30 protein-coding genes and 1 other RNA gene are annotated in these 25317 nt (G+C 70.7%); 16 read left to right on the top strand and 15 right to left on the bottom strand.

The window, feature by feature from the left end:
* Position 1 precedes the first annotated feature (1 nt).
* The 3 genes from ACQUSM_RS04000 to ACQUSM_RS04010 form a co-directional block, all read right to left on the bottom strand.
* Positions 2–1357: a heme o synthase gene (locus tag ACQUSM_RS04000; RefSeq protein WP_435118281.1), complete on the bottom strand. Its 1356-nt coding sequence runs from the start codon at positions 1355–1357 to the stop codon at positions 2–4.
* 133 nt (positions 1358–1490) lie between these two features.
* On the bottom strand, positions 1491–1952 hold the full coding sequence (locus ACQUSM_RS04005) for an adenylyltransferase/cytidyltransferase family protein (protein WP_435115969.1): 462 nt from the start codon (positions 1950–1952) through the stop codon (positions 1491–1493).
* Positions 1949–2449 (bottom strand): Mov34/MPN/PAD-1 family protein, encoded by a 501-nt coding sequence (locus ACQUSM_RS04010; RefSeq protein ID WP_435115971.1) that lies wholly within the window; start codon positions 2447–2449, stop codon positions 1949–1951. Before ACQUSM_RS04010 ends, ACQUSM_RS04005 begins: the two co-directional genes overlap by 4 nt.
* A gap of 106 nt (positions 2450–2555) precedes the next feature.
* Between ACQUSM_RS04010 and ACQUSM_RS04015 the strand changes: the two genes are divergently transcribed.
* Positions 2556–4496 (top strand): DHH family phosphoesterase, encoded by a 1941-nt coding sequence (locus ACQUSM_RS04015; protein WP_435115973.1) that lies wholly within the window; start codon positions 2556–2558, stop codon positions 4494–4496.
* A 77-nt stretch (positions 4497–4573) separates the two neighbouring features.
* On the opposite strand, the gene ACQUSM_RS04020 is transcribed toward ACQUSM_RS04015, so the two are convergent.
* Positions 4574–6253: a phospholipase D-like domain-containing protein gene (locus ACQUSM_RS04020; RefSeq protein ID WP_435115975.1), complete on the bottom strand. Its 1680-nt coding sequence runs from the start codon at positions 6251–6253 to the stop codon at positions 4574–4576.
* 44 nt (positions 6254–6297) lie between these two features.
* Positions 6298–6585, bottom strand: a complete 288-nt coding sequence (locus ACQUSM_RS04025) for a DUF7111 family protein (protein ID WP_435115977.1) — start codon at positions 6583–6585, stop codon at positions 6298–6300.
* Between the two features lie 83 nt (positions 6586–6668).
* On the opposite strand from ACQUSM_RS04025, the gene ACQUSM_RS04030 reads away from it, so the two are divergent.
* Positions 6669–7403, top strand: a complete 735-nt coding sequence (locus ACQUSM_RS04030) for a DUF7547 family protein (RefSeq protein ID WP_435115979.1) — start codon at positions 6669–6671, stop codon at positions 7401–7403.
* On the opposite strand, the gene ACQUSM_RS04035 is transcribed toward ACQUSM_RS04030, so the two are convergent.
* On the bottom strand, positions 7404–7808 hold the full coding sequence (locus ACQUSM_RS04035; RefSeq protein ID WP_435115981.1) for an OB-fold domain-containing protein: 405 nt from the start codon (positions 7806–7808) through the stop codon (positions 7404–7406).
* On the bottom strand, positions 7805–8971 hold the full coding sequence (locus ACQUSM_RS04040) for a thiolase C-terminal domain-containing protein (protein ID WP_435115984.1): 1167 nt from the start codon (positions 8969–8971) through the stop codon (positions 7805–7807). The genes ACQUSM_RS04035 and ACQUSM_RS04040 overlap by 4 nt, the downstream gene beginning before the upstream one ends.
* A gap of 85 nt (positions 8972–9056) precedes the next feature.
* On the opposite strand from ACQUSM_RS04040, the gene ACQUSM_RS04045 reads away from it, so the two are divergent.
* The 3 genes from ACQUSM_RS04045 (at position 9057) to ffs (ending at position 10579) form a co-directional block, all read left to right on the top strand.
* The gene (locus ACQUSM_RS04045; RefSeq protein ID WP_435115986.1) at positions 9057–9476 is read left to right on the top strand and encodes a DUF7548 family protein; all 420 of its coding nucleotides are present in this window, start codon (positions 9057–9059) and stop codon (positions 9474–9476) included.
* Complete coding sequence (locus ACQUSM_RS04050; protein ID WP_435115988.1) at positions 9473–10195, top strand: hypothetical protein; 723 nt, start codon at positions 9473–9475, stop codon at positions 10193–10195. Before ACQUSM_RS04045 ends, ACQUSM_RS04050 begins: the two co-directional genes overlap by 4 nt.
* A gap of 72 nt (positions 10196–10267) precedes the next feature.
* Positions 10268–10579: signal recognition particle sRNA (gene ffs, locus ACQUSM_RS04055), an RNA gene on the top strand.
* Between the two features lie 35 nt (positions 10580–10614).
* On the opposite strand, the gene ACQUSM_RS04060 is transcribed toward ffs, so the two are convergent.
* Positions 10615–11253, bottom strand: a complete 639-nt coding sequence (locus tag ACQUSM_RS04060) for a hypothetical protein (protein ID WP_435115990.1) — start codon at positions 11251–11253, stop codon at positions 10615–10617.
* A 61-nt stretch (positions 11254–11314) separates the two neighbouring features.
* Positions 11315–12460 carry an NADH:flavin oxidoreductase/NADH oxidase gene (locus ACQUSM_RS04065; protein WP_435115992.1) on the bottom strand — a complete coding sequence of 382 codons (1146 nt, stop codon included), beginning with the start codon at positions 12458–12460 and terminating at the stop codon, positions 11315–11317.
* Between the two features lie 140 nt (positions 12461–12600).
* On the opposite strand from ACQUSM_RS04065, the gene ACQUSM_RS04070 reads away from it, so the two are divergent.
* The 4 genes from ACQUSM_RS04070 (at position 12601) to fer (ending at position 16122) form a co-directional block, all read left to right on the top strand.
* Positions 12601–13434, top strand: coding sequence for a hypothetical protein (locus ACQUSM_RS04070; protein ID WP_435115994.1), 834 nt, complete (start codon positions 12601–12603; stop codon positions 13432–13434).
* Positions 13435–13500: 66 nt separating this feature from the next.
* A complete protein-coding gene (locus ACQUSM_RS04075) occupies positions 13501–14340 on the top strand; it encodes a class I SAM-dependent methyltransferase (RefSeq protein WP_435115996.1) in 840 nt (279 codons plus the stop codon).
* A 48-nt stretch (positions 14341–14388) separates the two neighbouring features.
* Positions 14389–15303, top strand: coding sequence for a hypothetical protein (locus ACQUSM_RS04080; RefSeq protein ID WP_435115998.1), 915 nt, complete (start codon positions 14389–14391; stop codon positions 15301–15303).
* A gap of 171 nt (positions 15304–15474) precedes the next feature.
* Positions 15475–16122, top strand: coding sequence for a ferredoxin Fer (gene fer / locus ACQUSM_RS04085; RefSeq protein ID WP_435116000.1), 648 nt, complete (start codon positions 15475–15477; stop codon positions 16120–16122).
* A gap of 11 nt (positions 16123–16133) precedes the next feature.
* Here fer and ACQUSM_RS04090 read toward each other — a convergent pair whose 3' ends face one another.
* The gene (locus ACQUSM_RS04090) at positions 16134–16481 is read right to left on the bottom strand and encodes a hypothetical protein (protein ID WP_435116002.1); all 348 of its coding nucleotides are present in this window, start codon (positions 16479–16481) and stop codon (positions 16134–16136) included.
* A 156-nt stretch (positions 16482–16637) separates the two neighbouring features.
* Here ACQUSM_RS04090 and ACQUSM_RS04095 point away from each other — a divergent pair, with 156 nt between their 5' ends.
* Both ACQUSM_RS04095 and ACQUSM_RS04100 read left to right on the top strand, forming a co-directional pair.
* Positions 16638–16982, top strand: a complete 345-nt coding sequence (locus ACQUSM_RS04095; protein WP_435116004.1) for a cupin domain-containing protein — start codon at positions 16638–16640, stop codon at positions 16980–16982.
* 57 nt (positions 16983–17039) lie between these two features.
* Positions 17040–17240 carry a heavy-metal-associated domain-containing protein gene (locus tag ACQUSM_RS04100; RefSeq protein ID WP_435116006.1) on the top strand — a complete coding sequence of 67 codons (201 nt, stop codon included), beginning with the start codon at positions 17040–17042 and terminating at the stop codon, positions 17238–17240.
* On the opposite strand, the gene ACQUSM_RS04105 is transcribed toward ACQUSM_RS04100, so the two are convergent.
* The gene (locus ACQUSM_RS04105; RefSeq protein ID WP_435116008.1) at positions 17237–18313 is read right to left on the bottom strand and encodes a hypothetical protein; all 1077 of its coding nucleotides are present in this window, start codon (positions 18311–18313) and stop codon (positions 17237–17239) included. The two genes, ACQUSM_RS04100 and ACQUSM_RS04105, sit on opposite strands and share 4 nt — an antisense overlap.
* Before the next feature lie 193 nt (positions 18314–18506).
* Here ACQUSM_RS04105 and ACQUSM_RS04110 point away from each other — a divergent pair, with 193 nt between their 5' ends.
* Positions 18507–19217: a DICT sensory domain-containing protein gene (locus ACQUSM_RS04110; RefSeq protein ID WP_435116010.1), complete on the top strand. Its 711-nt coding sequence runs from the start codon at positions 18507–18509 to the stop codon at positions 19215–19217.
* Between the two features lie 139 nt (positions 19218–19356).
* A complete protein-coding gene (locus ACQUSM_RS04115) occupies positions 19357–20442 on the top strand; it encodes a putative sulfate/molybdate transporter (protein WP_435116012.1) in 1086 nt (361 codons plus the stop codon).
* A 9-nt stretch (positions 20443–20451) separates the two neighbouring features.
* Here the strand turns inward: ACQUSM_RS04115 and ACQUSM_RS04120 are convergent, their stop codons facing one another.
* Both ACQUSM_RS04120 and ACQUSM_RS04125 read right to left on the bottom strand, forming a co-directional pair.
* Positions 20452–20844 (bottom strand): YccF domain-containing protein, encoded by a 393-nt coding sequence (locus ACQUSM_RS04120; protein ID WP_435116014.1) that lies wholly within the window; start codon positions 20842–20844, stop codon positions 20452–20454.
* A 54-nt stretch (positions 20845–20898) separates the two neighbouring features.
* On the bottom strand, positions 20899–22536 hold the full coding sequence (locus tag ACQUSM_RS04125; RefSeq protein WP_435116016.1) for a thiamine pyrophosphate-binding protein: 1638 nt from the start codon (positions 22534–22536) through the stop codon (positions 20899–20901).
* A gap of 92 nt (positions 22537–22628) precedes the next feature.
* Here ACQUSM_RS04125 and ACQUSM_RS04130 point away from each other — a divergent pair, with 92 nt between their 5' ends.
* Both ACQUSM_RS04130 and ACQUSM_RS04135 read left to right on the top strand, forming a co-directional pair.
* Positions 22629–22934: a type II toxin-antitoxin system HicB family antitoxin gene (locus tag ACQUSM_RS04130; RefSeq protein WP_435116018.1), complete on the top strand. Its 306-nt coding sequence runs from the start codon at positions 22629–22631 to the stop codon at positions 22932–22934.
* Positions 22934–23185: a type II toxin-antitoxin system HicA family toxin gene (locus ACQUSM_RS04135; protein WP_435116020.1), complete on the top strand. Its 252-nt coding sequence runs from the start codon at positions 22934–22936 to the stop codon at positions 23183–23185. Before ACQUSM_RS04130 ends, ACQUSM_RS04135 begins: the two co-directional genes overlap by 1 nt.
* A gap of 24 nt (positions 23186–23209) precedes the next feature.
* On the opposite strand, the gene ACQUSM_RS04140 is transcribed toward ACQUSM_RS04135, so the two are convergent.
* Together ACQUSM_RS04140 and ACQUSM_RS04145 are read right to left on the bottom strand one after the other, a co-directional pair.
* Positions 23210–24010: an aldo/keto reductase gene (locus ACQUSM_RS04140; protein ID WP_435116022.1), complete on the bottom strand. Its 801-nt coding sequence runs from the start codon at positions 24008–24010 to the stop codon at positions 23210–23212.
* 66 nt (positions 24011–24076) lie between these two features.
* On the bottom strand, positions 24077–24511 hold the full coding sequence (locus ACQUSM_RS04145) for a cytidine deaminase (RefSeq protein ID WP_435116024.1): 435 nt from the start codon (positions 24509–24511) through the stop codon (positions 24077–24079).
* A 95-nt stretch (positions 24512–24606) separates the two neighbouring features.
* Here ACQUSM_RS04145 and ACQUSM_RS04150 point away from each other — a divergent pair, with 95 nt between their 5' ends.
* A complete protein-coding gene (locus tag ACQUSM_RS04150; protein ID WP_435116026.1) occupies positions 24607–25221 on the top strand; it encodes a hypothetical protein in 615 nt (204 codons plus the stop codon).
* Positions 25222–25317 lie beyond the last annotated feature (96 nt).

The following is a 25317-nucleotide window of genomic DNA, read 5'->3' on the forward strand; positions in this document are numbered from 1 at the left end:
GTCACAGCGCCAGCGTGTCGAGCACGACGGCGAGCAACACGCCGCCGAGGTAGGCGTTCGAGGCGTGGAACGCGCGGAACGCCGCCGCCTCGGTACGTTCGAAGTGGAGGCGGACGACCGCCCAGAGGAAGACCCCGGCGAGGGCGATCCCCAGGGCGACGAACAGCCAGTCCAGCTGCGGGATCAGCGCCAGCGCGGCCGTCGCCGCGAGCGTCGCGCCGAGGTACCAGAGGATGTGTCGGCGCGTGGTCGTCTCGCCGCGGACGACGGGCATCATCGGGAAGCCGCCCGCCTCGTAGTCGTCCTTGTAGGCGAGCGCGAGGTTGTAGAAGTGGGCGGGCGTCCAAAGGAACACGACCGTCGCGAGGCCGACGCCGCCCCAGCCGATCTCGCCGGTCACCGCGGCCCAGCCGATCAGCGCGGGGAGCGCGCCGGCGGCGCCGCCGATGACGGTGTTCTGGACGGTGTTGGGCTTGAGGATCAGCGTGTAGACGACGCTGTAGAACGCGATCGCGATCAGCCCCAGCACGGCCGCGAGGACGTTGATCGAGGCGAACAGCCCGACCGAGATCGCGGCGAGCGTGAGGCCGAACGCGACGGCGTTGCGGACCGGCACGAGGTCGACCGCGAGCGGGCGGTCGCTGGTGCGCTGCATCCGGCGGTCGACGTCACGTTCGAGTACGTGGTTGAACGTCCCGGAGGCGCCGATCGAGAGCGCACCGCCGACGAGCGTCTTCGCGACGACAGGGACGGTGAAGTTCTCGCCGCCGGCCAGCGCCATCGCCGCCGCCGCCACCAGACAGAGCAGCCACATCAGCCGGGGCTTGGTGAGTCGGGCGTACGCCGCGAGCTTCGCCTTCGTCCGGGGCCAGCCCGGCTCGGGGAGCGACGGCGAGGGGGTGTCCTCGACGGGCGGGAGTTCGTCGTCGAGCGGGTCCTCGGGCTCGTCGTCGGGGTCGCCCGTGGCGGCTTCGAGCGTCCACGCAAGCGCCGCGAGCACGCCGCCGAAGATGACGACGCCGACGGCGAGGTGGATCGCCGAGACGGCCGCGGTCGGCGCCACGGCCGTCGTCGCGATGACGGCGCCGACGCCGGACTGGAGCGGGAACAGCGCGAGCGCGAACAGGAGGGCGGCCTTCACGCGCCGGGACTCGCCGCGGCGGAACGCGACGGCGGTGGCGCCGACGAGCAGGAGACCGGCGCCGACGGCGCCGATCCGGTGGCCGAGGGCGAACCAGCCGTCCGCGGAGGTCGGGAGCGCGAAGCCGCCGCCGCAGGCGGGCCAGCCGCGGCACGCGGCGGCGGCGTCGGTCACCGCCGTCGTCGCGCCGACGGCGACGAGGAGGTACACCCCCATCGCGGCGGCCGCGAGCAGGCCGGCGAACTGGCGGTCTGAAGTCACTACGCGAGCTAGCGCCCGGCGATACTTATCCGCTTCGCGTCTGCCCGGGCGGTGGGAGTCACGCACGCGGGCGAGGGGCGACCGCTGGCTACCCGCGCCGCTCGAGAATTCGCTCGACGATCCGCCCGGTCGAGAGCAGTTCCCCGTCGTACTTCGGCTCGTGCGGGCCGGCACGAGCCACGTCGCAGTCGATCCCGCGGTCGTCCAGCGCGGCCGCCACTGCCTCCTCGTCGTGGTGCTGGTCGTAGCCGAGCACGATCACGTCCGGGTCGATGCGCTCGATCGGGACGAAGATGTCCGACTCGTGGCCGAGGTGTGCCTCGTTCACGGCGTCGATCGCGCCGACCACGTCGCGGCGCTGGCGGGCAGGGAGCACGGGATCTTCCTTGTGGGAGACGTTCGAGCTCCGGGCGACGATCACGTGGAGTTCGTCGCCGTGCTCGGCGGCCTCGCGGAGGTAGTGGACGTGCCCCGGGTGGAGCAGGTCGAACGTGCCCTGTGCGACCGCGCGAGTCGGGCCGCCCGTGTCGCCGGGCTCTTCCCCGCTCATGGCTCGTCCCCGTCGAGGCCGAGTTCGGCGTCGATGTCCGCCTGCGTGAAGTCGAAGAACTCCTCGGGATCGTCCAGTTCCACGTCGTACACCGGGAGGCCCCGACGTTTCCCCTCGCGGTCGAGCGCGACCCAGTCGTCGCGGCCGTAGGGGTGGCCGACGATGATGTGCACCTGCCCCTTGCTGAACGTCGCGAGGTCGGCTTGGGAGGGTTCGAGGACGCCGTTGGGGTGGGAGTGGATCGACCCGACGGAGGAGAAGTCGTTGGGAACCATGCTCGTCTTCACCGTCGCGCTGATCGGGTTGGACTCGGTGCCGGGGATGATCAGCACGTCCGTCACGAGCAGCCCCTCGTGGTCGAGCCCGAACTCCTCGGCGGGCTCCCCGCGCAGGAGCCCCATGTACTCGTCGGGGTGGGTCTCGCGGGACGCTTCGAGCGCGAACGTGAGGGCGTCGTCGGCGATGCCGACCACATCGCCCGACCGGAACAGTCCCATCTCCGGGTACTCGGGGGCGGCGCCAACTAAGGATTCCGGGACGCCCGCGGGGGCGTGTCGTGTTCGAACTGGAAGACTTAACACCCGCGACCGCCGAGTTTTCCGTATGACTGAGCACTCAGCCGGCGAGGACGCCGGCACCGCCGAGGGCGGTTCGCCCTCGGCCCGTCGGGATGTTCCCGACGACGCGACTGTGGTTTACGATCTCGACGACGACTGTACGGTCGACGACGTGGCAGAAGGTGCGCGCTACCTCGTGACAGTCAACGGCGTGGTCGACTACGGCATCTTCGTCGACGCCTCCGAGAACGTCTCGGGGCTGGTCCACGAGTCCGGCCTCGATAGTGAGTACGAGGAAGGCGACGAGCTCGTCGTCCGTCTGACGGAGATCCGGGAGAACGGCGACATCGCGTTCGAGGAGGTCGACCCCGCCGAGAACCGCGTCGTCGCCGTCGAGCACGAGCCCGAGATCACGGCCGTCGACGAGCTCCGCCGCGGCGAGACGGTCACCGTCGAGGGCGAGCTCACCCAGATCAAACAGACCGGCGGCCCGACGATCTTCCACGTCGGCGACGAGACGGGGATCGTCGCCGCCGCCGCGTTCGAGGAGGCCGGCGTGCGCGCCTACCCGGAGGCCGAGATCGGCGACGTCGTCCGCGTGAGCGGCGAGGTCGGCCTCCACGACGGCGTCCGCCAGCTCGAAGTCGACAACGTGAGCGTGCTGGACGGTGAAACGGAAGCGACCGCCCGCGAGCGGCTCGAGGAGGCCCGCACCGAACGCGCCGGCCCCGACTCGGTCGAGCCGCTGGTCGAGTGGCCCGAGTTCGAGAAGCTCCGGCCGGACCTCGAGGAGCTCGCGCGACTGCTCCGCCGGACGGTGCTCGAAGGACGACCGATCCGAGTCCGCCACCACGCCGACGGCGACGGGATGTGTGCCGCCGTCCCCGTCCAGCGCGCGCTGGAGAGCTTCATCGAGGAGGTCCACGCCGACCCCGACGCCGGCCGCCACCTGCTCAAGCGGCTCCCCGCGAAGGCGCCGTTCTACGAGATGGAGGACGTGACTCGCGACCTCAACTTCGCGCTGGAGGGGCGGGCCCGCCACGGCCAGCAGCTCCCGTTCCTGCTGATGCTCGACAACGGGAGCACCGAGGAGGACACCCCGGCGTACCGGAACCTCGCCCACTACGACATGCCCATCGCGGTGGTCGACCACCACCACCCCGACCCGGAGGCCGTCGACCCGCTGCTCGACGCTCACGTCAACCCCTACCTGTACGACGAGGACTACAGCATCACCACGGGGATGATGTGCGTCGAGCTCGCCCGCATGATCGACCCCCAGATCACGGACGAACTCCGGCACGTCCCCGCCGTCGCGGGCGTCTCGGACCGCTCGCGGGCCGACGCGATGAGCGACTACGTCGAGCTCGCCGAGGCAGAAGGGTACGACCGCGGCGATCTCGACGACATCGGCGAGGCGCTGGACTACGCCGCCCACTTCCTGCGCTACTCCAGCGGCCACTCGGTCGTCAACGACGTGCTCAACGTCGGCTGTGACGACCGCGACCGCCACGAGGAGCTCGTCGATTTCCTCGCCAACCGCGCCGAGCGCGACGTGGCCGAACAGCTCGACGCCGTCGAGGACCACGTCGACCACGAGACTCTCGAGAGCGACGCCCACCTCTACCGAATCGACCTCGACCAGTGGGCCCACCGCTTCACCTACCCCGCGCCGGGGAAGACCACCGGCGAGCTCCACGACACGAAGGTCGAGGAGACGGGCGACCCCGTGATCACGATCGGTTACGGGCCGGACTTCGCCGTGCTGCGGAGCGACGGCGTGCGGCTGGACATCCCCGAGATGGTCGAGGAGCTGAACGAGGAGCTGCCCGGCGCCGGCGTCTCCGGCGGCGGCCACCTCGTCGTCGGCTCGATCAAGTTCGTGAAGGGCCGCCGCGAGCAGGTGATCGACGCGCTGGTCGAGAAGATGGCCGACGCCGAGATCGACGAGGCGCTCTCCTCGACCGCCGCCGCGTTGGACGACTGATCAGCGCGGTACGCTGTCAACCGCGCTGGACGACTGAGGCGCGGCAACCGTCGGCCGCACCTCTGTGACGACTAACCTCACTCTTCCCACTTCTCCACCGCCGCGAAGTTCAGCGACCGCGTCGCGACTAACGCCGCCACTAGCACCGCGGCGACGGCTCCGGCAGCGAACAGCCACGTCCGCCCGGCGTCGCTCCCGCCCCGCCAGTCGGCGTCGAAGCTCTCGCGGTAGTAGGCGACTGGCTCCGCCCCGCGGAGCGCGAGCGCCACCTCGCGGTTCCGTGTCGCGCTGTTCTCGTTCCAGTTCAGCGAGCCCACCACGGCGAGGTCGTCGTCGACCAGCAGCCCCTTCGCGTGGATCTTCTCGTATCGCCCCGCTGGCTCGGAGATTCGCGCCGACAGCGGCGCGTCGTTGCGATCGGCCCAGTCGTTCAGCCACGCGACCAGCGCCTCGTTCTCCTCGGCCGAGTACCACGCGCCGGAGAGCAGGATCCGGACCTCGACGCCGCGCTGGGCGGCCCGCAGCGTCGCCCGGACGAGCGCGTTGTCCTGCCGGCCGAGGCTGGGCTGCAGCACGTCGACGCGCGACTCGGCGGCGTCGATGGCCGCGACCAGTTCCGACTCGGCGTTGCCGGGCGCGGTCAGAAGCGTGACGTTTCGCGCCGTCACCTGCTCGGGAGCGAACTGGGTCGGGTAGCTCCCGTTCGCAGTCGGAATCGGCTCGAACCGGCGGTTCTCGCGGAACGCTGCCCACGGCTGCGTGTCCGGGGCGGTGCTGTCGTTCCGGAACAGCGCCGCGAGCGCGTCGGCCGTACTGCCGTTCTCGACGCGGACGCCCCAGCCGCGGCTCGACGCGCCGCCGACGCCCGACGGCTTCCAGTTCTCCGAGAGCACGAGCGCGCGGCCATCCGCGATGGCGTACTTCGGGTGGTGGAACGCGAATCGACTCGCGCCGACACCGACGACGCGGACCGCCACCCCGGCATCGGCGAGGCGGTCGAGGAGCCGGGCCTGCCGTGCGGCGGCGCCGTTGACCGGCTCCGCTTCGACGAGCACCCGAACGTCGACACCGCGCGATTCGGCGGCGAGCAGCGCCTCGGTGACGCGCTCGGACGTGAAGCTGTACCCCGCGAGCAGGATGCGGTCGTCCGCGCGCCGGAGCGTCTCGATCGGTATCTCGGGCGAGTCGGGCAGCAGGAACGCAGTTGCGTTGGCCGGTCCGGTGGTCACGGGTGGTCGCGGATCGAGCCCCCGCGGCCGCCACTCGTCGACCGCGGGGAGGTACCGTTCGCCCTCGGTCGTCTCCGCGTAGCGAACGCGGTGGACGACCCGCCCGGCGCGCCGGAGGACGACCGTCTCGCCCGTGTTCGCGAGCGCGAACGACCCCTCGACCACCCGCAGCCCGTCGTCGGCACGGTCGGCGACAACCTCGGGGTCGGGCGTGACCAGCAGCCTCCCGGAACGGTTCGGGAGTCGCGTCGTCGACTCGCCGTCCGAGAGGCTCCAGTTTCCGGGTTCGGGGAGTCGGACCACCACGTACTCCCCGGCGTCGCCGTTCCGGACCGGGTCTGGGTAGATTTCGACGACTGCAGCGGTCTCGTTGGTGCTCGGCCGGTCGGTAGTCCCGGCCACGTCGGCGTTCGGAGACGAAACAGCGTGACCGACGGCGACACCGGCCGGCGAGACGAGCAACAGGCTCACGAGGAACAGGGAGACAGCCAGCCGGCTCGGATTCCGTGATCGGTGCGGTCGCGCCACGGGACGGGTGGTCCCGCTATCGGTGATAAAGTCTCGCCCGCTCGCTACATCCCCATGTCTTCGGCGGGGCCGGGAACGGGCAGGTCGTCGACGGCGACGCCGAGCAGTTCCGCAGCGTGATCCAGCGCCATGTCGAACCCGTAGTAGCGTTCGAGTTCGTCGCCCTCGGGACCGGTTCGGACCTTGAGCATGGCGTAGCCGTCGACGTTCTGTGCGATCGAGGCGGTTCGTCCCTCACGCACGAAGTCGAGTCGGCGTTCGCCCGCCTCCTCGACGTAGCTGGCGGTCACGTCGCCGGCCGTCAGTTCGGTCTCGCCCTCGGAGTCGCTCATGCTCGGCGGTTCGAGCGCCCCCGAGTAAGGCCCATCGGTGTCGGCGGTGCAGGCTTATGGGGCGCCCGCCCCAACGCGGAGTCATGACCGACCGTCGGGACCCCTCCGAGGACGACCTGCGTGCCCGCCTCGACGAGCTCGAATCGACGCTGACCGAACTCCGCGAGGAGCTCGACGACGACCGCCGCCAGCCACCGACGATCCCCCACGGGCTCCCGGGCGGTGGTCGGCGACCGCCGCGCCCGCCACGGCTGCGGGATGTGCTGCGCTTCACCGAGGAGTACACCATCCCGACGCTGATCTCGATCCTGGAGACGAACGTCCGGCTGCTCCGGCTCACCGGTGCGGCGCTGCGCGCGCTCGACCCCGAGCGGTCGGCCGCGCCGGGCGACGACGGCGCGGTCCGCCGGGCGATCGACGCCGGCCGGGGGCTCTCGACGGATCGACTGACGAGCACGCTGGAGGAACTGAACGACGCGATCGCGGGGACCGAGGCGCCCGACCCCGAGGCCCGCGAACTGCTCTCGGAGGCCGAATCGCTCTCCGCGGAGATTCAGGAGCGACTCCGGGACGCGAACGAAGCGGCCGACGCGGGGCGAAAAGGAGACGACAGCGGAGCGGCGGGTGACGATGCAGTCTCGATCGACGTAGCCGACGACGGTGAACCGGACGCCGGCGGCGATGTTGCGGAGTCCGACGGCTCGCCCGAACCCGACGTCGACGCCGAACTCGACTCCATCCGGGAGGAGGTCAGAGGGTCCGAGAGCGCGGGTGACGACGATGGATCGGACGACACGGACGACACCGCGGCCGAGTAGCTACTCCTCGACGGGTCGGAACCGGAACCCGTCCCAGTCCTGACTCTCGGGCTCGCGAATCCCCACCTCGGGGTCGCGGAGTTCGTCGACGTGAACCGGCTCGACGGTGTCGCCGATGTCGACGTTCGCGTCCTCCAACTGGCCGAGTGCGCGGACCGGCACGCCGTCCACGTCGAACTCCACGATCGCGAGGTGGTTCGGCTGGCGGACGCCCGGCGGCGTCGCCGTCGAGGTGGTCCACGTCACCACCTCGGCGGTGTACTCGCCGAGGTCGACGGTGCCGACCGGCTCCTCGCCGCCCGGGCCGCGCGGGTGGCCGGGGTAGGTGACGCTGCCGTCGGGGTAGCGGTACGCGGTCATCTCGTGGTCGTCGCTGTCGGTCGTATCGTCGGTCTGGTCGGTCATTCTGCCTCCGGAGTTTCGAGGATCGTCGTGGTCACGCAGTTGCCGAAGCCGCCGACGTTGCAGGCCAGCCCGACTTCGGGGTCGTCGAGCTGTCGGTCGCCGGCCTCGCCGAGGAGCTGTTCGTACACCTCCACCGCCTGTGCGACGCCGGATGCGCCGAGTGGGTGGCCCTTCGACTTCAGGCCCCCGGAGGTGTTAATCGGCAGGTCGCCGTCGCGTTCGGTACGACCTTCTTCGATCGCTTTCCAGCCTTCGCCTTTCTCGGCGAAGCCGAGGTCCTCGAACTGCAGGAACTCGAGGATGGTGAACATGTCGTGGAGTTCGGCGAAGTCCACGTCCTCGGGGTCGCGGTCGGCCATCTCGTAGGCCTGCTCGCTCGACTCCACGACGCCGCGCATCGTCGTCGGGTCCGCGCGCTCGTGGACGACGTGGGTGTCCGTCGCGCCCGCGACGCCGCTCACGACGACGTACTCGTCCGTGATCTCCCGGGCGACCGACTCCGGGCAGAACAGTAGCGCCGCGGAGCCGTCGGTGATCGGGCAGAAGTCGTACAGTCGGAGGGGGTCGGCGACGATCGGCGAGTCGAGGACGGTCTCCAAATCGACCTCCTTCCGGAACTGCGCCTTGGGGTTGTCGACGCCGTTCTTGTGGTTCTTGACGGCGACTTTCCCGAGGCTCTCCCGCGGCGCGTCGTACTCGTCGAGGTAGAGCCGCGCCGTGAGGCCGGCGAAGGAGGGGAGCGTGACGCCGTGTTTGTACTCCACCGGGTGGGTCAGGGAGGCGATCACGTCCGTCGCCTCCCCCGTCGTCTTGTGGGTCATCTTCTCCCCGCCGACGAGCAGCGTCATCTCGCTGGCCTCGGAGGCGACCGACTGCCACGCCGCGTAGATGCCCGCACCCCCGGAGGAGGAGGTCTGGTCGATCCGTGCGGTGTAGGCCGGCTGGGCGGCGAGATCGTGGGCGAGCATGTTCGGCGCGCCCGTCTGCCCCTCCAGTTCGCCGCTGGCCATGTTCGAGACGTACAGGTGGTCGACGGCGTCGGCGGCGACCCCGGCGTCGTCGAGGCAGTCCGCGCCCGCCTCGGCGAGCAGGTCCCGCAGCCACTCCCCCTCGCGGTCGCCGAAGGGGGTCATCGACGCGCCGACGATGGCGACTCGGTCCATACCCGTTGGCCGGCCGCAGGTCGCTTACGCGTTTCCCTTCGCCGAACACGAGCGATTTATGCCCGGCGCGGCGCGAGTTCCGGCTATGGATCTCGCGGACCCCGCGGACGCCGGGAAGCTGACGGCGGCCGTCGCCGCGCTGCTCGCCGTCGTCGCCTTCGCGCCGCTCGTACTGGTGACCGAGGCCGGGGACACGCTCGGCGCCTACTACGCGGCCGGCCCGTTCGGGCTCACCGCGGTGGGCCTGCTGGCGATCGTCGCCGCGGTCGTGTTCCTCGCGATCGGGCAGCCCCACACCGACGCCCTAACGCTGTCGGGCGTCGGCGTCGTCGTCGCGCTGGGCACCGCGTTGACCGCGGTCGTCTGGCTGCTCACGCTCGACTCGACGGTGCTGTTCGGCTTCCCCGCCGAGTACGCGTGGATCGAGAACCACCGCTGGGCCGTGCTCGGCGGGGCGGTCGTCCTCACGGCGGCCTCGGGACTCCAAGCGCGGACGGCGCTGTGACCGACTGGCCGCCGGTCGACCCGACCGACGCCGCCGCGGTCGCCGAGCGTCGCGACGAACTGGTCGACGCCGTCCGCGATCATGCCGGGCAGATCGCCTACGAACTCGCGCTGCTGGAGGGCGGTGACTACGGCCGCGTCGAGTTCCCAACCGACGCCGGGGAGTGGACCGTCAAGTACGAGGCTGGCGATCTGGAGTTCCTCCTGTTCGAGCCGAAGAGCGGCAGCGAGGTGTACGTCGTCTCGACCAAGCGCCAGCCGGAGCCGGCCGCGCTCGCACGGGCGCTCGGGGACTATTCGGCGTTCGTCCGGGCGTTCAACGGCCACGTCAGGGCCGTGGAGGCGGAGTTGGAAGACGTGCCGACCGAGTTCCCCGAACCGGCGAGCACCGACGAGGCCGTCGCCGAGCGCCGACGCGTGCTCGATCGCGTCGAGGAGGTCTGCGACGAGATCGCCGGCCAGCTCCACCGCCTCGAAGGCGGGGAGTACGGCACCTTCGAGAGCCGGATCGACGGCCAGCGCTGGGAGCTCAACTGGGACCGCGACGGCGTCTCCTACCTCCGGATCGGCGGCAGCGACGGCGTCTACCTGCTCTCGCAGTACGCGCCGCCGGAGGCCGCCGACGTGCGCCGGTACGTCCCGCAGTTCCCCGCGTTCGTCGCGGCGTACAACGAGTCGGTCGCCGATCGGACCGAGACGCTGTCGCGGGTCGAGTTCTGAGCTTCGTCGAACACGCCGCCGGCGCCGGGATTTCCGACCCGAAAGGGCCTTAAGTTCGACCCCGCTACGTCTGGGTGGACTAGGTCGGGCGGTTAGGCCCCGCTCGTCACCCCCGATATAGTCTTCAGGGGGGGCCGAACCCCGGGCGCGTCCGGTCAGACCGGCACGGGCCTCGGGAGCCGACGTGGAAGCCTCGTCCGCCGGGGACAGCGGTCCGCGACGCCCGCCCGCAGGGGCGGTCCGCCGCGGTTGATCGACGGCACTGGGTCAGGCGCGGAAGCGAGCAGCCCACCGTCGGACGCCCGTCGCTCGTCGGGTCGCGGGGTGGAGGAGGCAACCGAGACTCCCCGTGTCGGAACGCCGGGCAACCCCGGTCGTCCGTCATTCATTCCGTTCTCAGTTCGCGAGCGACTACGCTCTCAGTCCGACTCGTACTCGTTCGACCAGTAGGCGATCAGCGGCGTCCCGACGATCGTCGGCCACAGCCACGCCAGCACGCCCAGCGTCGGCCCGAGGTTCACGGCCGAGACGGCGCTGACCGTCGCGATGAACGCCGCGAGCATCCGCTGGAGGTGGCTCACGATCCACGCTCCGTTCCCCCCGCGACGGAACGACCGCAGGTCCTGCCCGCCGAACGCGACGCCGATGGCGCCGAAGACGGCCATGACGAGCCCGAAGGAACTCCCGCCGAGGAACCACACGATCCCCCAGCCGCCCAGTGCGAGACACGCGAGAACGACGGCCGCGGCGGCCAGCCAGTCGACCGGCTGCGGCGAGTCGTCCGGGCGCTTCCGCGACAGCGCGCGGTAGCCCGAGAACGCGAGATAGCCGCTGAAGATCGCGACGAGCGTCAGGACGATCCGGAACGTCGTCACCGCGGCCGCGAGCAGCACGAACACTGTCGACACGGTGACGGCCATCGCGGCGAGAAACAGCTTGCCGGCCCCGCGATGTCGGCGGCCGCCCTTCTCCGTCGCGAGCGCGCCGACGCCGGCGAGCACCGCGACCGTTCCCGCGGCGATGTGAAGCCACAGCGACCACGTCTCGACGGTCGGCATGAGCAGGGTTTCGGCGACCGGTTCGAAAAGTCTACCCCCGAAACCGCCTCGCTGGCGTTTCTCAGGCTCGCTTGTACTGATCCGGCCACTCCGGCGCGTTCTCGGCGTCGAGTTCGCGGCCGGCGTGGAGCGTGAAGTACGGGTCCCGGAGATGTTCGCGTGCCAGCAGCACCGCGTCGGCGCGCTCGTTGCCCACCAGCGCCTCGGCGTGGGTCGCGTCGGTGATGCCGCCGACGGTGCCGACCGCGATCTCGTCGCTGCCCGCCGCGAGCGCGTCGCCCGAGAGCGTCTGCCCGTCCTCGGCCAGCACCTCGCGGATCGTCTCGGCGTACTGGGCCTGATAGCCGGGGCCGGCTCGGGGGATCTGCTGGTCCGGGTGAATGCCGCCCGAGGAAACGTCGAGGAAGTCGACACCGAGCTCGGCGAGATCGCCGGCGAGACGAGCGGACTGAGCCACGTCCCACGACTCGCGGTCGGGGAGCCAGTCGGTCGCGGAGATGCGCACGAAGATGGGCTTCTCGTCGGGCCAGATCGACCGGACGCGCTCACAGACCTCCCGGAGGAGCTTCGTCCGTCCCTCGAAGTCGCCGCCGTACTCGTCGTCGCGGTCGTTCGACACCGGCGAGAGGAACTCGTGGAGCAGGTAGCCGTGGGCGGCGTGGATCTCGGGCACCTCGAAGCCGGCGTCGAGCGCGTGCTTCGCAGCCTGCTCGAAGGAGTCGATCACGTCGGCGATGTCCTCGGTGTCCATGCGCTCGGTCGGCGCCGTGTTCTCCTCGTCGCGCGGGTACGGCGTCTCGGTGGGACCCTTGGGTGTCCAGCCGCCCTCGTCCGGCTTGACGAGGCGGGGGCCGTCCTCCCACGGGCGCCGGGTGCTGGCTTTCCGGCCGGCGTGGGCCAGCTGGATCGCCGGGACGCTGCCCTGCTCGCGGATGAACTCGGCCGTCGGAGCGAGCGCGTCGGCGTGCTCCTGACTCCAGAGCCCGAGGTCTTCCGGCGAGATGCGGCCCCGGGGCTCGACGGCGGTCGCTTCCGCGATCACGACGCCCGCGCCGCCGACGGCGCGGCTGCCGAGGTGGACGTGGTGCCACTCCGTCGCCAGCCCGTCGCGGTCGTCACAGGAGTACTGGCACATCGGCGACACCATCACGCGGTTCGGGATCTCCGTCTCGCGCAGCGTGAGGGGTTCGAACAGTTCGGCGTTCACACCGGGACCACGGCGGGGCGGGAAAAGGCGCTGTCGGCTGATGTCCGGATTGCCGATTCCGTCGCCGGCGGACGTCGCGGCGTCCCGGTGGTCCGTGCCGGCTTCGGGAGTTTTTCACCGGGGCCGTGGGGAGAGAGCCCATGGCACTCTCGACTGCGGAGATCATGGAGATCAGCCTCGACCTCGTCGGCTGGGACGAGGTGCCGGCCGACAGCGGGGTTCACGTCCCCGCCGACGCCGTAGAGACGGCGCTGGTCGGTATCGACCTCGAGTCGCCGGAGATCCAGTTGGCCCACCGCGAGGGGTACGACCTCGTGCTCGCACACCACCCGCCGGGCGGCGACCCGCGGGTGAACTTCGCGCCCGTGCTCGACAAGCAGATCGAGTTCATGACCGACCACGGCGTCCCCGAGGAGCGCGCGGAGGCGGCGGCCTCGTCGATCATCTCCGGCATGGAGCACGCGGGCCACAGCGCGAACTACCGCCACGACCCCAGCATCGCCGAGCACCTCGACCAGCCGTACATGAACGTCCATCTCGCGCCGGACGAACTCGGCCGCCGGCGGTTCCGCGAGGTCGCCGACGATCTGGCCGACGATGCGACCGTCGGCGCGTTCGCGGACGCGCTGGGGGAGATCCCCGAGATCGACGAGGCGATCACCGACGTGGAACTGCGCCTCGGCGAGCGCGAGAACGACCTCGGCGAGGTCGCGATCCACCACGCCGCCGGCACCAACGGCGGCAGCGACGTGGCCAGCGCCTACTTCGACAACGGCGTCGACACGGTGCTGTACATCCACGTCGGCGCGGGCGACACGGCCGAACTCAAAGAGGAGTACGGCGACGAGGGGAAGAACCTCGTCGTCACCGGCCACATCGCCAGCGATGCGATCGGGATGAACGAGTTCATCGACGCGCTGGAGGAAGCGGGGCTGGACTGCGACACGGTGTCGGGCTGCGGCATCGGTCGGTAGCGAACGGTTCGACAGTCCGGCTGTCGCATCGGTAGCGGGATGGGGGAGCCGGCCGACGAGGATCCCATGCCCGAGGAGTTCACGCCGGAGGCGTACTACGACGAGTACGGCGAGCGCGAGTGGCACCGGCTCGATCGCGATCTCTACGGCGAACTGGAACACGACGAGACGTGGCACTACCTCGATCGCCACCTCCCCGAGTCGGGGCGCGTCCTCGACGCGGGCGGCGGCGCCGGGCGCTACAGCGTCGAACTCGCCGATCGGGGGTACGAGGTGACGCTCGTCGATCGGAGCAGCGAGCAGGTCGCGCTCGCCCGGGAGCACGCCGCCGACCACGGGGTCGCGGACGCGGTGACGGCCCGGACCGGCGACGTACGCGATCTCGCGGCGGCGACCGACGGCTTCGACGCGACGCTCTGTCTGGGCGGCCCGCTCTCGCACGTCCTCGATCCCGGGGAGCGACGGGACGCGGCCGCGGAACTGCGTCGCGTGACCGCGCCGGGCGGGCCGGTGTTCGTCTCGGTGATGGGGCGGCTGGCCGCACTGCAGACGATCGCCCGGATGGCTGGCCGGGTCGAGCCGGACGCCGACGAAACCGAGATCCTGCCCCGAGTCGCCCGGACCGGCGACTACGACGCCGAACTGCTCGAAGCGTTCGACCTCGAACCGGCGGGGCCGCCGATGCACCTGTTCCGGGCCCACGAGCTCCGCGAACTGCTCCAGCACGCCGGGCTGACGGTCCACACCGTGACCGGGCTGGAGAGCGTCGCCTCCCAGCGCCGGGACGAGTTCGACGCGCTCGACGACGACCACCGTGAGGCGATCCGGGAGACCGTCGCGACGCTGCGTGGCGACCCCGGCGTCGCGGACCTCTCGGGACACATGCTCGCCGTAGCGATCGCGTGATCCGCCGTCGGGCGTACCGTTATACGTCCGGCTGAAGTACGGCGTGGCGTGAGCCGGGAAACGAACGGGGATGACGGGGAGACGGACGAGTCACCCGAGGAGCGCGACCGGATCGCCGAACTCGAAGCACGGATCGAGCGCTTGGAGGACCGAACCACCGACGCCGACGACGCACCCGAACCGGAGTCGACGGCCGACGACCGCGTCGACGAGCTCGCCGAGGAGGTCGCGGCGCTGCGCGAGACCACCGATCGACTGGCCGCGACGCTTTCCGAGGCGCTCGACGAGCTCGACGCGATCCGCGAATCGGAGTACGGCGCGCTCGACGAGAAGCGCGAGCAGCAGTTCGAGACCGCCGTGAAGTCGATGGTGGCGTTCCACCAGCTCGCGACGGAGGTGCTCGACGTGCGCGTCGAGAACTACGAGCCCGCCGCCGGCCACGCCGATGCCGAGCGCGTCGAGACTACCAGAGAGCGGATCGTCGACGCGCTGGACGTCGGGGAGAACGACGGCGGCACCGGGCCGATGCTCGAAGCGAGCGACGAGGAGTGGCCCGATCCCGAGGAGGCCGCCCGGGAGGGGCGCGTGTTCTCCGGGGGCGACGACCCCGAGACGACCTCCGACGCGCCCGAGTCGGGGGTCTATCCCCCCGTCGGCGACGACGACGCGGAAACCGAGGAGTCGGGGTCGCTGCCCGAGAGCGTCCGGGCCGACGCCGACATCGTCGAGGAAGACAGCACCGAGGAAGAGGACGCTGTCGACGGCGACAGCGAAGACGACCCGTGGCGCCTCACCCGAGTCGATCCGGCGAGTGCCCGCGAGGTTCGCGACGCCGTGCTGGCGGCGGACTCTGAGAATTCCCCCGACAGGGAGGCGTACGCCCGGATCGTTGGGGAGTCTCGGACCGACGCTGCGAACACGCCCGACGGTGGGGACCCTGTACGCACCAACGACGACGACTGATCGCCACGGCACGCGGTCAGCCGTGGCGGACGACTGATCGCCACGGCACGCAGTCAGCCGTGGTGGGCGATTGATCCGCGGGCCGCGACGACCGACCGACGACGGAGTCCTGCGGCGGCAGTCGAACCCCGGTTTCGCTCCGCTTAACTCCGCGGACCTGCAAGCCGTCGTGTGGACCCGTTCGACGTTCTGGGCGTCGAAACCGACGCCGACGAGTCCGACGTCTCCCGAGCGTACCGGGAGCGCGTGAAGGAGACCCACCCCGATCAGGGCGGCTCCCGCGAGGAGTTCATGCGGGTCCAGCAGGCCTACGCCGCGGTCCGGAACGGCAACGTCGAGGTGGCCGAGGACGGCTCCGTCGAGTCGACGGCCGCGACGGAGCCGACCGCGACTCACGATCAGGGGCCGCCGCCGGGCACTGCCCGGATGGAGTACCTCGATTTCGAGGTGCTGGCGGACCACGGCTGGGAGATCGACGACGACGACCTGTTCGAGAACGCGTCGAACGCCGACCTCGAACCGGGGGAGTACGGCCGCCTGCTCGTCGACCGGGAGGAGACGCTGTTGGAGGCGGCCGAGCGCTGCGGGTTCGCGTGGCCGTACGCCTGCCGGGGCGGCGCCTGTGCGAACTGTGCGGTGCTGCTACGCGAGGGGGAGGTCGAGATGGCCGACAGCCACGTTCTGCCCGAGGGGATGGTCGAGGAGGGGATCCGGCTCTCCTGTCTCTGTCGCCCGCGAAGCGACGAGCTTCAGGTGGTGTACAACGTGAAACACCTGCCCGGGCTCGACGAGCTCCGGCTCCCGTCCCAACGCTTCTGAGCGCGGTCGCGTCAGTGAGCCAGCGGTCGCTCGCGGAGTTCGGGGTTCGTCCACGCCCACTCCTGATCCACGTGTTCGAACGCGCGGGTCGGGTCGTCGACGGCCTGTCCCAGCGGCCGAGCGCCGCCCAGGTTCGGCCCCACGTCGGTGATGGGGACCGCGGCGACACAGCGCGTCCGCGTCGAGTAGTACACCGCCTCTTCGGCGCCCGAAAGCACGCCGATCAGCGTGCGGTTCCCGACGTCGGCGTCGTACAGCAGGTCGGCGGTCCGTTTCCGGACGGCCACGTCGGGAGTTCGCGGGCGAAGCGCCCGGACGAGCGCGTCGAACGGCGTCGTGGTACGCGTTCGAGTAGCCATACACCACTGTCGGGACCGGAGGGTAAAGGGAGTGAGCCATCCCCGGAGTGAAAGTGAAGGATACGGCGAAAGTGAACGAGGCGGGCGATTTCCGGAGCCGCCGCCGTGCGGGAGCGACGCGGAACGGTAATGTGCCCCCTCGCCCATCGGGCGGATATGGAGTACGTAGCGTTCGACGAGGCCGAGACGTACGAGCCCGACGAGGGGTGGCAGCGCCGCGCCCTCGCCGGCAGCGACCGGTTCACCTTCGAGTGGTTCGAGAAGCCGCCGGGCCACTCCTCGCCGATGCACGACCACGAGAACGAGCAGGTCTGTGTCTGTCTCGAAGGCGAGCTCACCGTCCACACCGAGGACGAGTCGGTGACGCTCTCGGAGAACGACTCGGTCCACCTCGACGCGTGGGAGTCCCACCGCGTCGAGAACGAGACCGACGAGCGCGCGGTCGGGCTCGACGTGTTCGCGCCCGGCCGCGGCTTCGAGTTCTGGACCGACCGGGAGTAGTCCGCGCCGACTGCCCCGGGCGTAACGTTCTCGGGTGTCCCCGCCCAACGAACAGCTATGGCACAGGAGACGTATTCCGTCGAAGGAATGGCGTGTGGTGGCTGTGAGGAGACAGTCGAGTCCGCGGTCGCGGCGCTGGACGGCGCCGAGTCCGTCGAGGCCGACAACGAGACCGACACCGTCGAGATCGAGGGCGAGGTCGACAGCAACGCCGTCGCCGACGCGATCGAAGACGCCGGCTACACCGTTCTCGGCTAGTCCTTCGACGGCGACCCCGCCTCGATCAGCGCGACGACGCGATCGGGGCGGTCCATCCCCGCACAGACCGACAGCACAGTGAGGTGGCGCCCGCCCTCGATCGGCGTGTCGCCGCCGCGGACCGCGCCGCCGTCGATCGTGTCGTCGAGCGTCCGTCGGGCGTCGGCGATCGCCTCGCGGTTGAGCCATTCGGGCGGCCCCATCGTCACCAGCAGCGCCCGGGTCGCCCGCGAGAGATCGCCGCCGGCGGAGCGCTGGCGGAACAGCGAGCGCTGGACCGCGGTCTCGATCGTGCTGTAGCTCTCGATCTCGTCGGGCGTCTCGGTCTTCGAGCGCAGTCGATCGAACAGCGACGGCTTCTCACGGACCTGCTGGCGCCAGTAGCCGATCGTCGCGTACCCAGGGTCGCCCAGCGTCGCGATGATCTCGCTGGCGTCGACGACGCTCTCGCCGACCGCGGCCGCGTCGGCCGCCTCGCCGGCACCGAACAGCGCGGCCACCCACTCGGCGATCGTGTCGTTCGCGGCGTCGTAGGCGTCGGCTGCCTCCGCGTCGGACGGGCGTTCCGCGGGCGCGTCGAGGCTCCCGTTGTCGAACAGTAGTTGTGAGTCGACGGTCGCTTCGAGGCCGAGCAGGCCGGCGCGCGCGTTCGCGGCGATGCCCTCCTCCGCGGACGCCGGGAGTACGGTCAGCGCGTAGACGGGCACCTCGATCGTCTCGCGGAGCGTGTCGACCAGCACCGGCGCGGCGCCCGCGCCGGTCGCGCCGCCGATCCCGACGGTGACGAGCACGCCGTCGACCGTCGAGGGAACGGCGTCGGTGGCCGCGTGGCTGAGTTCGCGGACGTTCGCCTCCGCGGCGGCACGGACGGCCGCAGCGTCGCCCGTGGACCGCGAGGTCGTCCCGAACGCGTGCCGGCGCTCCTGTGGCACGTCGAGGTCGGCGATCGCTTCGGGGTCGGTGTCGAAGGCGGCGACGGTCGCGACGTACGGCCGATCATCGGGCTCCGCGGCGGCGAGCCGGGCGGCCACCCGACCGCCCGCGCCGCCGACGCCCAGAACGGCGAGTTGCATAGTTCGGCGTTGCCGCCCGACGGCATAGGTGCTTCGTCGCGGGAGCGGAGCGCGGTCGGCGGTCCCCGACTGGGGCAGCGCTGGATCGCCGGGGGCACGTACAGAAGTACTATACTCGTCCGTCCCCGTACCTTTCGGGACGACAGATGCGCACCAACCGAGCACGGGACGACCGTGTAGGGGGCTGGTAGCGATGCTCGACAGCCTGCTCGCCGACGCGCGATCGAGCGACCACCAGTTCGTCATCCACTCGGACGACCCCGAGACGGCGGCGGCGGACTGGTTCCGGAACCACGATGTCGACGTGGCCCACCGACCGCTCCCCGAGGGGATCCCGCGCCCGTTCCTCGTCGTCGAGCGCGACGGGGAGTTCGTCGGCGTGCTCGACCTCGCGGAGGTCGAACGGCTGCTCGAACCGCCGATCGAGCCGCCCGCCGATCGGGAGGAGCTCTCGCCGGGCCATCGGGAGTTCTTCGACGCGCTCGCCGGAACGGTGTTCACCTCGATCAGCAGCCGGGAGCTGCTCGCGGTGAGTCGGGAGATCGAGGACCGCGCTCGCCGCGTCGGCGACGGCACCCTCCACGTCAGCTTCCAGCGGCTGTCGATGTTCCAGTCCCAGCAGGAGGTGTACGAGCGGATCGCCGCCGAGACGGCGCTGGAGATCCACGTCCACGGCGTCGACGACTGGACGCCGCCGGAGCACGCCGCGATCCGGTACCACGCACACGAGGACGAGCGGCTGGCGCCGTACTGGGTGCTCGCGTTCGACGGCGGCCCCGACAGAACACAGGCGTCCGGGCTCGTCGGCAGGGAACGCCCCGGGGAGGGGTTCACCGGCTTCTGGACCAACGACGTCGGGATGGTCGAACGGATCCGGACGGCGATGGCGTCGGCGGTCGCGTAGCCAGCCCGTCGCCCGGTCCAGCCCGGTTCAACGATCGGCCACGCGACTCCCGTTTTGAAACAGGTACCAGTTACGTGCGTGTGGCGGCGATATGCCCCATCACAAAGGTTGATACGTCCGTCTCACCAGAGTCGTCGTAGTGAACGGAGCACGGTTTCCGGTCGTCACTGACTCCGTTTCGTTCTCCCGCAACGAGCTGACCGGGGCGTTAGGGGATTCGGTTACGGTCCTCCCGATCGTCGTCGCGGTCGGCGCGCTCACGGAGCTGTCGCTCGCGAAGATGCTGCTGGGGTTCGGCGCGTTCCAGATCGTCTGGGGGCTCCGGTACGGGCTGCCGATCTCCGTCGAGCCGATGAAGGCGCTGGCGGCGCTGACCATCGCGGGCACGCTCGGCGCCGACGAGCTCGCGATCGCCGGCCTGCTCGCGGGCGTCGTGCTGCTCGGGGTCGGAACGACGGGCGCACTCGGCCGGATCGCGCGGTACGTCGGCGAGCCCGTCACCCGCGGCATCCAGCTGGCGGTCGCGCTGCTCCTGCTCGAAACCGGCGTGGAGCTGAGCCTCGGCGACCCGACGGTCGCGCTGGCCGGCGTCGTCGCGGCCGCTGTCGTCGTCGGGGCAGGCTACCGCCGCGCGAGCGCGCTGGTCGTGCTCGCCGTGGGGCTGGCGATCGCGCTCGCCTCGACCGGTGTACCACAGCCGACGCTACCGTCCGTCGGGCTCGCGCTCCCCGATCCGACCGGGCTCACCCGGTCGGCCGCCGAAGCGACCGCCGCGCAGTTGGCGATGACGGTCGGCAACGCCGCCGTCGCGACCGCGCTGCTGCTCTCGGAGTACTACGACGCCGACGTGACGCCCGACGAGCTCGCGTCCAGCATGGGGGCGATGAACCTCGCCGCGGTGCCGTTCGGCGCGCTGCCGATGTGTCACGGCAGCGGCGGCGTCGCGGGGAAGTACGCCTTCGGCGCCCGGACCGCGGGCTCGAACGTCCTGCTCGGCGGACTCTACGGCGTCGCGGCGCTCGGGACGGCGGTCGTCACGGCGTTCCCGATGGCGGTGCTGGGCGTGGTGCTCGCGCTGGTCGCGGTCGAACTCGGTCGGTCGGCGTTCGGCACGGACCACCTCCCCACGACGCTCGGCGTCGGCGCGCTCGGCCTGCTCACCAACGTCGGCGTCGCGTTCCTCGCGGGGATCGCGTGGTGGATCGCGCGGGACCGAATTCTGTGACCGAAAGGATCAGTACTCGTACAGCGACACCACGAACGGCAGTTTGTTGTACATCACGACCGCGATCGGGATGCCGACGATGCTCAGCGTGAACGCGTAAGCGATGGACATCCAGACGCCGCTGGCCCACCAGCCGACGAGCACGAAGTAGACCCCGCGAACGAGCAGTCCGTACTGCTGCTCGCCCGGACTCCCCGTCTCGTCGACGAAGTCGCGCTCCTTCAGCGAGAGCACCTTCGGCGTCGCGTTGATCATCTTGATCCCCAGCGGGAGGCCGACGATGGTGACGTTGAGGAACCACGCGACGCCGAGCCAGATCCCCGTCGCCCACCAGCCCACGAGCAGGAACCACACCGCACGGATCGCGAGCGAGGGGTCGTCGCTGCCGCCAGTCGTACTCATACCCGGTCGGATGGCCGTCGCCCGGTTAGGTCTACCGGCGATCGCCGGCCGGCCTCAGTCCGAGCGCGTCAGGTAGTCGCTTGCCTGCGGTTCGTCGGGGTGGGTCGGCACCTCGACCAGCCGCGGTTCGTCGGCGTCGACGGCGTCGGCGACGGCCTCGCGCACCTCGGCGGGCGTCTCCGCACTGACCGCACCGACGCCCATCGACTCCGCGAGGGCGACGAAGTCGATCGGCGAGTCGCCCCACGCGTACGTCCCCTTCGGGAGGCCGTGCTCGCGCTCGGCGCCGTCGCTGATGATCGCGTAATCCTCGTTTCGGAACACGACCGTCGTGACGGGCAGCCCCTCGGCCGCGGCGGTGTGCAGTTCGTGGATCGCCATCATCAGCCCGCCGTCGCCGGCCAGCGCGACCACGTCGCTGTCGGGGTTGGCCGCCTGCGCGCCCAGCGCCGAGGGGAGCCCGCTGCCCATCGTCGCCCACGAGCCCGGGTTCACGTAGGAGCGCGGCCCCGTCGCGGGGAACGTCGCGAGCGCCCAGATGCGGAAGCCGCCGGCGTCGGCGGCGACGATCGCGTCGTCGGGCACCGCCTCGCGGACGGCTCGCAGCGCGCCCGGCGAGGTCAGTGGCGGCTCGCCGTCGACGAGTTCGTCGACGCGTCGAGCGACCGACGCGCGGAGGCGGTCCGTCACCGTCTCGGCGTCGTGATCGCCGGCGGGCATCTCTGCCGTCAGCGCCGCGAGCGTCGGCTTCGCGTCGGCGACGATGCCGACCGCGGGCTCGTAGTTCGTCCCGAGGTCGTCCGGGGAGAGCGTGACGTGGACCAGCGCGTCTGGCACCTCGAGCGTCCGCCCGCGCGTGACCAGCTCGTCGAAGTCGGTCCCGACCGCGATCGCGGCGTCGGCCTCGGCGACGTACTCGTGCATCTCCGGCGTGGTCGCGCCACAGAGCACGCCCGCCGAGAGCGGGTGATCCTCCGGGATAACGCCTTTCCCCTTGTACGTCGTCAGCACGGGCGCGTCGTAGCGCTCGGCGAACGCGAGCAGCTCCTCGCTCGCTTCGGCGCTCCGGACGCCGCCGCCGGCGATCACGACCGGCGCGTCGGCGCCCGTGAGGATCGCGGCCGCGTCGGCGACCGTCCCCGCGGGCGGCGCCTCGGGCTGGCTGGTGTCGGTCCCCGCGACGCCGCCCTCGGGCGTCGCGGCGGGGAGGTAAGACTTGGGGATGCCGAGCCGGACCGGTCCCTTCGGCGCCGTCGTCGCCGTCTCGACCGCACGCTCGACCTCGGCGAGCACGCCGTCGGGATTTTTCACCACGCGGTTGGCTTTCGTGACGGTGTCGTACGTCTCCGGCGGCGTCTCGTGGATACCGTCGCGACCCCGGACCTCGGGGTCGGTCTCGACGGCGATGTGGACCAGCGGCGTGTTGTCGTTGAACGCGTTCTTCAGCCCGTTCATCGCGTTCATGTCGCCCGGGCCGGGGACGACGACGGTCGCGGCGGGGCGGCCGGAGGTTTCAGCGTACCCCCACGCCTGCTGGGAGACGGCGGTCTCGTGGCGCGCCATCACGAACTGCACGTCGTCGCGGCCGTCGACGGCCTCGTTCAACGGCAGCGTCTGCTTGCCGGGGATGCCGAACACGGTGTCGATCCCGCGCTCGACGAGTCGGTCGATCACGGCGGCGGCGAGCGTCATGGTCGGTGTGGCGGTCGGCGAGGGGAAAACTGTATCTCACTCCGCCCACCGAACCCTTATCAGTCATAGCGACCGAACTGCCGGTAGAGAAGATGAGCGCCGATACTGTCGACAGCGACGACGAGACCGCCGTCGAGACCATTACGCTCACCCGGATGGAGGAGGGGGACGGCTGGGTCGCTCGCGACGAGGACAGCGGGGTCGCCTCGCAAGGCGAGACTCGCACGGAGGCGCTGGAGATGCTGGACGAGGCCGTCGCGCTGCATAAGGGTGAAGTCGGCGAGGGGATCGAATCACCGGAAGCGGAGCGTCAGCTACTCGAAGAGCTCGGAATCGACTCGGACGAGATCGAGTCGGCCCGCGAAACCGCCGACGACGTTCCGGAGTTCGTGGAGTAGTGGGTCGGCGCAACTTCTCGGGACGTGAGATCGTCCGGGCGTTGACCAAGAACGGGTATCGCGGTGTCGGGCGCAGCGGGAGTCACGTCCAACTCCGGTGGGAGCCACCCCCGGACCACGAAACTGATGCCCGGACAGTGACCGTTCCGATGCATGACGAGGTGAGCACAGGCGTCCTCAGAAGCATCGCCGAACAGGCCGGCGCGAACGACTTCGACGAGTTCTGCCGTTGGATCGACCGAAATCGCTGACTCGGGCGGCTGAGATATCGATCGCTACTGGTTCCACGCCGCGCCGTCGGGGTCGATCAGTCGCTCCTCCTCCTCGATCCCGTCGATTGTCGCGATATCCTCCTCGGTCAGGTCGAGGCTCGCGGCCTCGTGGTTCGCGCGGATGTGCTCCGGCGTGGCGGACTTCGGAATCGGGACCAGCGCCTCCTTCGCGACGGCCCACGCGATGCAGACCGCCGCGGGCGTGGTGTCGTGGCGCCCCGCGACCTCCTGCAGTTCGGGCGTGTCGAAGATCTCGCCCTGCCCGAGCGGACAGTAGCCGACGAGGGTGTGGCCGTACTCGGCGGCGTACTCGCGGAGTTCCTCCTGCGGGAGCAGCGGGTGGCACTCGACCTGGTGGGCGGCGATGTCCGCATCGAGGATCTCGCGGGCCTCGTCGAGCAGTTCGGGCGTGAAGTTCGACACCGCGACGTTGCGGGTGACGCCCTCGTCGTGGAGTTCTTGGAGCGCGCGGAGGCTCTCCTCGGCGTCGTACGCGCCCGTCGGCCAGTGGACGTACAGCAGGTCGAGTTCGTCGACGCCGAGCCGGTCGAGGCTCTCCCGGCTCGTTCGTTTGGCGTCTTCGTAGCCGAGATTGTCGGGGAGGATCTTGCTCGCGAGCACCACGTCCTCGCGGTCCACTTCGGAGAGTCGGATACCCGCACCCACGGCGGGCTCGTTGTCGTACATCTGTGCGGTGTCGACGAAGCGGTAGCCGGCGTCGAGCGCCGTGGCGACCGCGTCGGCGCACTCGTGGCCTTTCGTGCCGGAGGTGCCGAGACCGATGTCGGGAAGGTCGAGACTCATGCTGTGGCGGGGAACTGGGCGCGGCGGCGTAAAGAACTCCGGCTCCCGGCGGATTTCGGCGCCGCGTCACCACGGCCGGACCGGGAGCAGATCCCCGGCCCGGGCGGCCCGAATCTCCCCGTCGCGGGGGACGATCACCCGCATCTCCGGGTTGTAGTCCGCGAGCAGTTCCCGGCAGACGCCACAGGGCGGAATCGGGCGCTGCTCGTCGGCGTCGTGCTCGGGGAGCGGGTAGGAAACGGCGACGCAGGCCTCGATGTCGGATCCCGAATGGCCCGCGGCGATCGCCGCGCTCACGGCGCCCGGCTCGGCGCAGTTCGACGCCCGACCGATGCTGGCGGGCAGGCTGACGCCGTCGTAGACGGAGCCGTCGGCCGTGCGGACGCTCGCAGTCACGATGTGTGCACCGTCCAAAAAGTCCGGATCGTACGCCTCCCGGTTCAGGGCGATCGCGTGATCGAGGAGGGCGTCGTCGGCGTCGGAAAGCGGGGCAGTCTCCATACGTGGCGGGCCGCCGTCGCCGGTAAGTGCTTTCGGGAACGCGTCGGTTTCGACCGACAGAGGAGCTAAGTGCTGAACGACCCACATCCGAGGGGATGGTCCCCGCCACCCGCGAAACGAGTCGGCTGCTCGCCGCGCTCGCCCTCCCCGTGTCGCTGCTGGCGTCGGCCGCCCTCCTGTTTCCGGCGCCGCTCTCGGACGCCTTCTTCGCCGGGGTCGTTCTCCTGAACCCCCTGTTCGCGGCCGTCGGCATTGCCGGCGCGTGGACCGACCGGACCGTGGTCGTCTGGGTCGCGGCGCTCCTCTCGGTCGGCCTCTCCGTCGTCGGGATGCTGTCCGTCGGCCTCCTTTTCGCGCCGACCGCGCTCCTGCTACTCGGGAGCGCGCTCGCGGCACAGGCCGCCGGCCCGCGAGCGGGTGTTCGCGAGCGGATCGTCGCCGATCCGCCGAGCGGTCGGGAGCGACTGCTGCGAACGCTGGCCGGCGCGGCGTCGATACTCGTCGGCGTCGGGCTGGTGACCGGCGGCGCGTTCGAGCGGGAGCTGTTCGGCTCCTGTGCGCGGGAGACGCTCGCCTGCGCGCTCGAGACGACGAACTGGGGCGCGGTGGGCGTGACGCTGCTGGGGTTCGCGGCGGTCGCCGTCGGCGGGTGGGTGGTGTGGAAGCAGGTGTACGTCTCGCGGGTGCTTCGACGCGCTCGGAGTGGGTAGGTGCTGATTGGGGACCGTGTTTCGGTGTCGGACTCTCGGTACCGTGGTCTCTGGGTGATCTCGGGAGCAGCGACTGTAGTAACCTCGGGAACAGCG

The organism is Halolamina sp. C58 (genome assembly GCF_051195095.1).
Taxonomy (GTDB): domain Archaea; phylum Halobacteriota; class Halobacteria; order Halobacteriales; family Haloferacaceae; genus Halolamina.

Coding starts and splice junctions, on each gene's coding strand:
- ACQUSM_RS04000 (WP_435118281.1), bottom strand. CDS start 1,357: ATGGGGGTGTACCTCCTCGTCGCCGTCGGCGCGACGACGGCGGTGACC.
- ACQUSM_RS04005 (WP_435115969.1), bottom strand. CDS start 1,952: ATGAGCGGGGAAGAGCCCGGCGACACGGGCGGCCCGACTCGCGCGGTC.
- ACQUSM_RS04010 (WP_435115971.1), bottom strand. CDS start 2,449: ATGGGACTGTTCCGGTCGGGCGATGTGGTCGGCATCGCCGACGACGCC.
- ACQUSM_RS04015 (WP_435115973.1), top strand. CDS start 2,556: ATGACTGAGCACTCAGCCGGCGAGGACGCCGGCACCGCCGAGGGCGGT.
- ACQUSM_RS04025 (WP_435115977.1), bottom strand. CDS start 6,585: ATGAGCGACTCCGAGGGCGAGACCGAACTGACGGCCGGCGACGTGACC.
- ACQUSM_RS04030 (WP_435115979.1), top strand. CDS start 6,669: ATGACCGACCGTCGGGACCCCTCCGAGGACGACCTGCGTGCCCGCCTC.
- ACQUSM_RS04035 (WP_435115981.1), bottom strand. CDS start 7,808: ATGACCGACCAGACCGACGATACGACCGACAGCGACGACCACGAGATG.
- ACQUSM_RS04040 (WP_435115984.1), bottom strand. CDS start 8,971: ATGGACCGAGTCGCCATCGTCGGCGCGTCGATGACCCCCTTCGGCGAC.
- ACQUSM_RS04045 (WP_435115986.1), top strand. CDS start 9,057: ATGGATCTCGCGGACCCCGCGGACGCCGGGAAGCTGACGGCGGCCGTC.
- ACQUSM_RS04060 (WP_435115990.1), bottom strand. CDS start 11,253: ATGCCGACCGTCGAGACGTGGTCGCTGTGGCTTCACATCGCCGCGGGA.
- ACQUSM_RS04070 (WP_435115994.1), top strand. CDS start 12,601: ATGGCACTCTCGACTGCGGAGATCATGGAGATCAGCCTCGACCTCGTC.
- ACQUSM_RS04075 (WP_435115996.1), top strand. CDS start 13,501: ATGCCCGAGGAGTTCACGCCGGAGGCGTACTACGACGAGTACGGCGAG.
- ACQUSM_RS04090 (WP_435116002.1), bottom strand. CDS start 16,481: ATGGCTACTCGAACGCGTACCACGACGCCGTTCGACGCGCTCGTCCGG.
- ACQUSM_RS04095 (WP_435116004.1), top strand. CDS start 16,638: ATGGAGTACGTAGCGTTCGACGAGGCCGAGACGTACGAGCCCGACGAG.
- ACQUSM_RS04100 (WP_435116006.1), top strand. CDS start 17,040: ATGGCACAGGAGACGTATTCCGTCGAAGGAATGGCGTGTGGTGGCTGT.
- ACQUSM_RS04105 (WP_435116008.1), bottom strand. CDS start 18,313: ATGCAACTCGCCGTTCTGGGCGTCGGCGGCGCGGGCGGTCGGGTGGCC.
- ACQUSM_RS04110 (WP_435116010.1), top strand. CDS start 18,507: ATGCTCGACAGCCTGCTCGCCGACGCGCGATCGAGCGACCACCAGTTC.
- ACQUSM_RS04120 (WP_435116014.1), bottom strand. CDS start 20,844: ATGAGTACGACTGGCGGCAGCGACGACCCCTCGCTCGCGATCCGTGCG.
- ACQUSM_RS04125 (WP_435116016.1), bottom strand. CDS start 22,536: ATGACGCTCGCCGCCGCCGTGATCGACCGACTCGTCGAGCGCGGGATC.
- ACQUSM_RS04130 (WP_435116018.1), top strand. CDS start 22,629: ATGAGCGCCGATACTGTCGACAGCGACGACGAGACCGCCGTCGAGACC.
- ACQUSM_RS04140 (WP_435116022.1), bottom strand. CDS start 24,010: ATGAGTCTCGACCTTCCCGACATCGGTCTCGGCACCTCCGGCACGAAA.
- ACQUSM_RS04145 (WP_435116024.1), bottom strand. CDS start 24,511: ATGGAGACTGCCCCGCTTTCCGACGCCGACGACGCCCTCCTCGATCAC.
- ACQUSM_RS04150 (WP_435116026.1), top strand. CDS start 24,607: ATGGTCCCCGCCACCCGCGAAACGAGTCGGCTGCTCGCCGCGCTCGCC.